The 6,302-nt window shown below is 63.9% G+C and carries 7 protein-coding genes; 5 read left to right on the top strand and 2 right to left on the bottom strand.

What is annotated here, in order from left to right:
- Window positions 1-253 precede the first annotated feature (253 nt).
- Window positions 254-943, bottom strand: a complete 690-nt coding sequence (locus tag ACIPV6_RS14645) for a hypothetical protein (RefSeq protein ID WP_400271570.1) — start codon at window positions 941-943, stop codon at window positions 254-256.
- Window positions 944-1,121: 178 nt separating this feature from the next.
- Here ACIPV6_RS14645 and ACIPV6_RS14640 point away from each other — a divergent pair, with 178 nt between their 5' ends.
- The 5 genes from ACIPV6_RS14640 to ACIPV6_RS14620 all read left to right on the top strand — a co-directional run bounded on the left by ACIPV6_RS14640 (window position 1,122) and on the right by ACIPV6_RS14620 (window position 5,177).
- Window positions 1,122-1,877 carry an SDR family oxidoreductase gene (locus tag ACIPV6_RS14640; protein WP_400271569.1) on the top strand — a complete coding sequence of 252 codons (756 nt, stop codon included), beginning with the start codon at window positions 1,122-1,124 and terminating at the stop codon, window positions 1,875-1,877.
- A 33-nt stretch (window positions 1,878-1,910) separates the two neighbouring features.
- Window positions 1,911-2,342 (top strand): VOC family protein, encoded by a 432-nt coding sequence (locus tag ACIPV6_RS14635; protein WP_400271568.1) that lies wholly within the window; start codon window positions 1,911-1,913, stop codon window positions 2,340-2,342.
- Entirely contained in the window at window positions 2,339-2,842 is a 504-nt protein-coding gene (locus tag ACIPV6_RS14630; RefSeq protein ID WP_400271567.1) for a DinB family protein, read from the top strand. Before ACIPV6_RS14635 ends, ACIPV6_RS14630 begins: the two co-directional genes overlap by 4 nt.
- Before the next feature lie 128 nt (window positions 2,843-2,970).
- A complete protein-coding gene (locus ACIPV6_RS14625) occupies window positions 2,971-4,308 on the top strand; it encodes an amidohydrolase family protein (RefSeq protein WP_400271566.1) in 1,338 nt (445 codons plus the stop codon).
- Window positions 4,309-4,424: 116 nt separating this feature from the next.
- Window positions 4,425-5,177, top strand: a complete 753-nt coding sequence (locus ACIPV6_RS14620) for an ArsR/SmtB family transcription factor (protein WP_400271565.1) — start codon at window positions 4,425-4,427, stop codon at window positions 5,175-5,177.
- Between the two features lie 78 nt (window positions 5,178-5,255).
- Here the strand turns inward: ACIPV6_RS14620 and ACIPV6_RS14615 are convergent, their stop codons facing one another.
- Window positions 5,256-6,248 (bottom strand): nucleoside hydrolase, encoded by a 993-nt coding sequence (locus ACIPV6_RS14615; RefSeq protein ID WP_400271564.1) that lies wholly within the window; start codon window positions 6,246-6,248, stop codon window positions 5,256-5,258.
- Between the last annotated feature and the right edge of the window lie 54 nt (window positions 6,249-6,302).

Here is a 6,302-nt window from a genome sequence, read left to right as displayed (position 1 = left end):
CTGCGACACCCTCTACGCCATGCTCCGCGACGGCACCCTCTACCAAGCCCAAACACCCAAAACCGCTTGACGAAAAACATAGGGACACTCTCACCAAGGTGGGGTGCGTCGGTCGGAAGGGAATGAGGTGTACCTTCCCGACCTACTTTGAGCCTCCGCGGATCCAAATGAACCCCATTCCGGTTGCCTTTTGGCTTGGCGGCGCTCGAAGCGGGTCGTGAAGGTGCGCCGCTGCTCAGCCCAAGTGCTCGGCTCAGGCGATCCGGGCGTCCGTGTCGGGGTCTTTCCGGGTATCCAGCACCCCGGCAACCTTCTTTTCAAGAGCGGCAACCGTGGTTTCAGGAAGGACAATCAGGCCGTCCAGTTCCTTTCGGGCACGCTTGTAGGCCGTCTGACGCTCGGCCGGGGTGGCCGCGACATCCTCCGCGATGCGCAGGAGTTTCCGGGCAGTGGCCAAGCGTTCCCGTTCGGGGCCGGTGAAGTTGCCGTCCTTGATCCGCTTTGATTCGCGTTCTGCGATCTCGAAGGCAATCTCATAGCTGTGCACTGTCGCCCGGTATTCGGCGAGCCGGGCCGCCGTCGTAATTTCCGACGGCGAAGCGGGACGCATACCGTCGGCTTCCTTCTTGGCACGCAGGAAGGCCACCGTAAGCGGCTCTCGGACGTCGCTCATCAACGGGTAATCGATGAGCTTTCCCACATCCAACTCGTAGTCGAGCCATTTGTGGTTCACGGCATCGTGGGCGGCCATCAGGGCAGCGACTTCGGCTTGGCTGGCCTGTTCGGTTACGGCCTGCTGGTTCTTCAGCTTGTACAGCTCAACTTTGCGCCGGTGCCGACGTTCGCTGGCCCGGGAAAGAGACTTGGCCCAACCGCCGGCCATCCCACCGAAGACGAAGACAAGCCACCAGTACTGACCAATAAAGTCGAAGAAGGGTTGCACAAACTTATCCTCCCACCGCCGTGGACCTGCCTCAACAACCAAGCGGCCCACGTCCTCGTCAGGATCTATCGGCGGCTAGCGTGAGAATCTCTTACGCTCAGCCTGAATATCCGTTAGCCCCCGTAAGTGCTCGCTACGCTCCTTTGGGAACGCAAACACAGTTTTGGAAGGACTCGCCGTGCCCCTCACGAATGACCACAATGACGTGGAAGCCGCCCAGCACCTCAACGTGGTGGTTGCCGGATCCACCAGCGCCGCCGGGCAGGCTGTCATCGCCGCACTCCTCGCGAAGGGAGCTCGCGTTGCCGCCGTCGATCTTGATGCCACCCGACTGGAGGCATTGGCCGAAACCTACCCGGGCACCAAGACCTATGTCTGCAACCTCTCCAACCCGGAAGCCGTGGAAAAACTCGCCGCAGACGTTCGCAACGATCTGGGACCGGTGGACGGGCTCATCCACTTGGTGGGCGGTTGGCGCGGCGGCGAAGGGATCGCCGGCCAGCGCGACGAGGACTGGGATGTTCTGCACACAAGCATCATGACCACGCTCCGGAACACGTCGCGCGCCTTCTACGCCGACCTCGAGGCCTCGCCGCGCGGCCGCCTGGCCATCGTTTCGGCCGTCGCCGCTGCCAAGCCCACCGCGGGCGGCGCCAGCTACTCTGCGATCAAGGCAGCCTCGGAAGCCTGGGTCCTGGGCGTGGCGGACGGTTTCAATGCGGCCCAGTCAGGCCACAAGACCGAGCCGAAGGAGCAGACCTCGGCAGCTGTGGTTTTCGTGGTGAAGGCGCTCCTGGACGACGCCATGAAGGAGGCGGCGCCGCATCGAAAGTTCCCCGGTTACACACACGTCAGCGAACTCGGCGAGCACGTGGCCGCCTTGTTCGACGCGCCGGCCTCCGAGCTGAACGGCACACGCCAGCACCTGGCCTGAGTTATGGTCGCACCTCCTCGCTTGCATGGCCGTATGGACCTGCGACTGCACTTCATCACGTTTGCCACGCCTGATCTGGACCGGGCCCGCGCCTTTTACAAGGACGGGCTCGGTTGGGATCCCCTCATGGACGTACCCGGCGAAATCATCTTCTTCCAGGTTGCCCCCGGCCAGGTTCTCGGCCTCTTTGACGCAGACAAGTTCGACCAGGACTTGGCCAGCGGGACTAAAACTGTGGGCGTCAGTGGCGTCACTTTGTCCCATAACGTTGGCAGCGAGGCGGAAGTGACCCGCACCATGGAGCAGCTGGTCTCAGCGGGCGCGAGTGTCATCAAGCCGGCCCAGGCAGGTGCGTTCGGCGGCATCTTCCACGGCCACGTCAAGGATCCGAACGGCATCGTGTGGGAAATCGCCTACAACCCTGGCTGGCGAATTGACGACGACGGCACTGTGGTTTTCGGATGAGCTCACCGTACCGCTCCACTGACGATGTCATTACCGAAAACCCACACATCCAGTTCGAGACATTCATCGATGCGCACCGCCGGGCTTTGAATGCGAGCCTGGATGGACTCACCGAAGAACAAGCACGACGCCGACTGGTCCCCTCGCGGACGACGCTTCTGGGACTCGTCAAGCATGTGACGTTCGTGGAGAAGGTGTGGTTCGACGAAGCGATCACCTGCCGCTCCCGCACTGAGATCGGCATTCCATCCACACCGGACGAGTCGTTCATCCTCGAAGACACGGACACGATCGCTGGTATCCAGCAGGCCCACCGCGAGGCGTGCGAAGCATCCCGCCGCGCGGCCGCCGACCTGGGACTTGATGACCTGCTCCTGGGGAACCGGCGCGGCCCGCTGCCCCTGCGCTGGGTATACCTGCACATGCTCCGGGAGCTGGCACAGCATTGCGGGCACGCGGATATCCTGCGGGAGCAGATTCTGGAAGACCAATCGCCCTAGAATCTGGGATACCAGTCCGCCATAATGACACCTAATCTTGCGCAGAGAGGGGTATTCTGTGCATTCTGGAATACCAAATGGTGATTGCGAGCTCGCAGCAATCCCGGTAGTTCCCCAGGAGTACAACGATGTGCCTACACGATCACGCTTCAGCACCCAAACCACAAGGTGAATTGCCGCGCCGTGGCATCCTCGCCGGCGCCGCCGCTTTGGCAGGCATCTCCGTTGCGGGCATCGCCGCACAAATGGTCTCCGCTCCCCCGGCCCTGGCAGATAACCCGAAGTTCGGGCCGAACTACCCCGGCCAGCCCCTCACTACCCAAGCAGTGGTCATCGAGGGCGGCACCGTTGTGGACCCCAAGACCGGCGATGCCGTAGCGGACGGCGTGGTCGTCCTCGACGGCGGCAAGGTGGCCGCCGTCGGAACCCGGGACCAGACGCGCAAGGCCGTTGCCGCCGTCGGAAACCGTGCGCGTGTGCTGAACGCGTCCGGCCGCTGGGTTCTCCCGGGCCTCGTCGATGCCCACGTGCACGCCAACGCCTTGGCGGATGCCCGCCTGCTTCTCCAGGGTGGAGCGACGAGTGTCCGCAGCGGGTCGAGCACGTTCTACCAGGACATCGCCATGGCCGCAGTACCTCAGTGGGCTCCGGGTGTCACTCCGCGCATGACCCCTGCCGGCTTGTTCGTCTCCCCGGACCAGGGAGACTCCCTCTTGGCCGATCCGGACCTGGCACCGCTGGCCACGCTCAAGGGCGGCGTCACAGAGGCCCAGGATTTGGCCTACCTGACGCGCATCAACCTCAAGCGTGGTGCCCAGGTCATCAAGACCCGCGCCAACCCGCGCGCTGGCATCCCCGAGCAGGATCCCCGCGAATTGGTCTACAACGTGGATCAGATCGGGGCGATCGTGAAGGCAGCCAAGGGCGCCGGTGTGCTGTGCCACGCGTACAGCGCGGAGGGCATCGACGGCGCGGTCCGGGCCGGTGTCCGCAGCATTGAGCACGGCGTGTTCATGACGGAGGCGACCATTCACGAGATGGCGCGTCGGGGAACATATTTCACGCCCACCATGGATGCGATCACCAGCATGGCCACGTCGAGCAACCCGATCCTGGCTGCCCGCGGCAAGGAATACACGCCTATCCTGCAAGCCGCAGTCAGCGCTGCCAAGGACGCGGGCGTGACGATCATCGCCGGTACGGACTCGTTCGGCACGGACGTCACGCCCATCGGCACCGAGGTCCGCTTGCTTTCGGAAGCCGGGCTCACTCCCCTGGAGGCACTGCAGGCTGCCACGACCAACGCGGCACGTTTGCTTGGCCGGGGTGACGCGGTGGGCCGTTTGGTACGCGGCTCGCTCGCCGACGTCGTTATTGTCGACGCCGACCCCCTGGCCGACGGTTCTGCCCTCGAAAAAGTGAGCTCCGTCATCGCCCAAGGTGCCGTGGTCCGCACGAACCTCTAACTGCAACGCGAGGTCACTTACGGCCCATAAATCCCGCCAGGATGGGCCGTAAGTGACCCCGGGTTGCATGTGCAAGAGCGTTGACACGTGACCAAATGGTCACCTATTCTAAAACCATGGACCCCGTGTTCAAGGCACTCGCAGACCCAACCCGCCGGGAATTGCTCGACGAGTTGTTCCGTGAGGACGGGCAAACCCTGTCAGCCCTCGGAGCCCGGTTCGAGATGACACGTTTCGGCATCGCCAAGCACCTCAAGCTGTTGGAGGATGCAGGACTGGTGGTCACCCGCCGTCGGGGGCGTGAAAAGCTGCACTTCCTGAACCCGGTCCCCATCAGGCTCATCCATGACCGCTGGGTGAGCAAATACGCAGAACCATGGGCCGCTGCCCTCAGCGACCTCAAATCCAGATTGGAAAGTCCCATGGAAAAGATCTTCGAGATTTACATCAAGACCACCCCGGAACGGTTGTGGGAAGCCATCACCAACAGCGAGATCCGGAGCAAGTACCAGTTCGGGAACACGTTCACGTCGGACTGGACACCGGGTGGGCACTTCGAGATGCGGAACGTCAAAGCGGATGCGCCACTCGGTGAGGGCGAGAACATTGAGGTTGATCCGCCGCGCCGCCTGGTCCAGACCATGACGGCGTTGTGGGGCGAGGATGTCAAGGCCGAGGGGACGTCCCGGATCACGTGGGAGATCGAACCGGTGGGCGACTCCTGCCACCTCACAGTGACCCACGACCAGCTCCGCGAAGGCGCCAACGATCAGCTGTACGGCGGCTGGCCCATGATCCTCTCGGGGCTGAAGACCTGGCTCGAAACGGGCGAGACGCTCACCACGCCCGGCTCCCTCATGTACGCGTAGCCCAAGTAGGGGACAGAAAACGTCGCTCCCACGTGTCGGAGCGACGTTATCTGTCCCCTGGTTGGGTTCGCCCGGGCGTTAGGCGACGGGTGCGACGGGCTCGCGCTCGGAGAGCCACGCTGCCTGCATGGTCCCCAGCAGATGGGGTGCGAACTCCTCGCCGATGGACAGGACCACGCGGCACCGTGCACCGCGCTGGTCTGGGAAGCCCACGTACTGGCCGCGGAGGTCGCACACCGTTTGACCGCGGCTCGGACCGCTGGTGGTGTCGACTTGAACTCGGACCTTGGGGGCGACAGCCAGCTCCACTCCCCTGACGGCGATGGCCGCGGCGAGGGGATCGTGCATGGCAGAGCAGGCCCGTCCGAAGATGTCCACGTAGAAGCCAAAGTAATAGCCCAGCATCTCGCCGAGCGCCTGCGAGACCGGGTGGTCCGAGGCCAGGAGTTCCTGTCGATGGGACTCCTCCAGCACGTTCGTCATGGTGACGTCCAGCGGCACCAAGGTCACGTCCCAGTCGGCGGCGAGGACTTCTGCCGCAGCCTCGGGATCGTTGGCAATGTTGGCCTCGGCAACGGGCGTGATGTTCCCCGGGGCCAAGGCTGCGCCGCCCATGATGGTGAGCTCGGCAACGAGCTCCGGCAGCTTCGGTTCCAGTCGCAGCGCCTCGGCGATGTTGGTCAGCGGCCCGATCGCGACGACGCGCAGCTCACCCGCGTATTGGCGTGCCAGCTCAACCAGGAGCTCGGCGGCAGTCGACTGCACCGGCTCCCGATCCGAGCGCGACAGGTCCACTCCCCCAATACCGTTATCGCCGTGGACGTGCGGAGCGCCGCCATGGAAGGTGCCCACCTGCGGATCGTGGGCGCCCACAGCGACAGGAATGTCCGGATGCCCTGCAAGCTTCAGCAGGTCCAGTGTGTTCCGGGCGCCGCCGGCCGCACTGATGTTCCCGCTCACGGTGCCAATGCCAACGAGCTCCGCCCTCGGAGTGGCCAGAAGGTAGGCGAGGGCCAGGGCGTCGTCAATGCCGGTATCGCAGTCGAGGAAGAAGGGAGCGGGTTGCTGCATGATTTTCTCGTTTCGGGTTGGCTTGGGGAGTGGAAGGTGAGAGGCGCCCGGTGG

Source organism: Paenarthrobacter sp. NPDC089988, from assembly GCF_044748465.1.
Classification (GTDB): Bacteria; Actinomycetota; Actinomycetes; order Actinomycetales; family Micrococcaceae; genus Arthrobacter.
This window is presented reverse-complemented; position numbering and strand designations above follow the sequence as displayed.

Excerpts from the sequence above, each read along its gene's own strand:
- ACIPV6_RS14635 (WP_400271568.1), top strand. The coding sequence starts at position 1,911 with ATGGACCTGCGACTGCACTTCATCACGTTTGCCACGCCTGATCTGGAC.
- ACIPV6_RS14630 (WP_400271567.1), top strand. The coding sequence starts at position 2,339 with ATGAGCTCACCGTACCGCTCCACTGACGATGTCATTACCGAAAACCCA.
- ACIPV6_RS14625 (WP_400271566.1), top strand. The coding sequence starts at position 2,971 with ATGTGCCTACACGATCACGCTTCAGCACCCAAACCACAAGGTGAATTG.
- ACIPV6_RS14620 (WP_400271565.1), top strand. The coding sequence starts at position 4,425 with ATGGACCCCGTGTTCAAGGCACTCGCAGACCCAACCCGCCGGGAATTG.
- ACIPV6_RS14615 (WP_400271564.1), bottom strand. The coding sequence starts at position 6,248 with ATGCAGCAACCCGCTCCCTTCTTCCTCGACTGCGATACCGGCATTGAC.